We start from the raw sequence: 1,721 nt of genomic DNA, 5'->3' as shown, positions 1-1,721 counted from the left end.
ACCCGACCCCTCGGGTTTTCCCCTGAGCCGCCTTCCCCGGGCGGCTTTTTTTCGTCCCCGCCGGCCCGTTCCGCGCACCCGGAATGTCAAGCCTTGCCCCACCCCACCCCCGCCGGTACGCTGCCCCGACAGTACCCCGAGTCGGCATGTCTTCCCGTTTCGTCCACCTCCACCTGCACACCGAGTTCTCGCTTGCGGATTCGATCATCCGCGTGCCCGAGAAACCGGATCATGCCGACCCGAAGAAGGCCAAGCAGGCCAACCTGCTGAGCCGGGCGGTGGAACTGGGCATGCCGGCACTGGCGGTGACGGACCGCAACAACCTGTTCGCCTTGGTGAAGTTCTACAAGGCCGCCGAGGGCGTGGGCATCAAGCCCATCGCCGGCGCGGACCTGCTGGTGGCCGACGGCAACGACGCGCCGTGGCCGGTGACGCTGCTGTGCCGCGACCGGGAGGGTTACCTGTCGCTGTCGCGCCTGCTGTCGCGCGCATGGATGGAAGGCCATCGCACCGATGGCGTCGCCATCGATCCCGATTGGCTGCGCCACGACCACCAGGGCCTGTTCGCGATCATGGGTCGCCAGAGCCTCGCGGGACGCCTCGCGCTGACCGGTCGCCATGATCTGGCGGAACAGCACTTGGCCGACTGGCAGCGCGCCTTCGGCGACGACCTGCACCTGGAACTCACGCGGACGCAGCGCGACGGCGAAGAGGCGTTCAATGCGTTCGCGCTGCACGCCGCCAGTGCGCGCAGCCTGCCGGTGATCGCCAGCAACGATGTGCGGTTCCTGTCGCCGGATGATTTCGACGCACACGAAGCACGCGTGTGCATCGCCTCCGGCCGCGTGCTGGACGATCCCAAGCGGCCGCGCGAATACAGCGCCGAGCAGTACATGAAGTCGGCCGACCAGATGGCCGCACTGTTCGCCGATGTCCCCGACGCGATCGACAATACGCTGGCGCTGGCGCAGCGCTGCAACATCGAGATGCGGCTGGGCACGTACTTCCTGCCTGCGTATCCGGTGCCGGACAACGAAACGCTCGACAGCTGGATCCGCAGCCAGTCGCACGACGGCCTGAAGGCGCGGCTGGAGAAGAATCCGCTCGCGCCCGGCCATACGCGCGAGGACTACGAGCGGCGGCTGGACTTCGAGCTCGACACCATCTGCAAGATGGGCTTTCCCGGCTACTTCCTGATCGTGGCCGACTTCATCCAGTGGGGAAAGAACCACGGGATCCCGATCGGACCGGGTCGCGGTTCCGGTGCCGGCTCGCTGGTGGCATGGGCGCTGCAGATCACCGACTTGGACCCGCTGCCGTACGGGCTGCTGTTCGAGCGCTTCCTCAACCCGGAACGCGTGTCGATGCCCGACTTCGACATCGACTTCTGCATGGACCGGCGCGACGAGGTGATCGACTACGTCGCGCGCAAGTACGGCCGCGACCGCGTCAGCCAGATCATCACCTACGGCACGATGGCGGCGAAGGCCGTGGTGCGCGACGCCGGCCGCGTGCTCGGATTCCCGTACGGGCTGGTCGACGGCGTCGCCAAGCTGATCCCGAACATCCTGGGCGTGTCGCTGAAGGATGCGATGGGCGAAGGCAGCAGCGAAGCCGCGTCGCAGGAGTTGATCGACCGCTACCGCGACGAGGACGACGTCCGCGACCTGATCGACCTCGCGCGCCAGCTGGAAGACCTGACGCGCAATGCCGGCAAGCAC

General features: G+C 67.3%; 1 protein-coding gene. It reads left to right on the top strand.

All coding sequences use genetic code 11. The annotated features are described in order from the left end of the window. Positions 1-146 precede the first annotated feature (146 nt). Positions 147-1,721, top strand: a 1,575-nt coding sequence (dnaE, locus tag AC04L7_RS18065) for a DNA polymerase III subunit alpha (RefSeq protein WP_475513617.1), incomplete at its 3' end; no start/stop codon positions are given.

The sequence above is a fragment of the Pseudoxanthomonas sp. LjRoot204_2 genome (genome assembly GCF_056175765.1).
The sequence above is the reverse complement of the archived record's forward strand: the minus strand, read 5'-3'. Positions and strand labels throughout refer to the sequence as shown.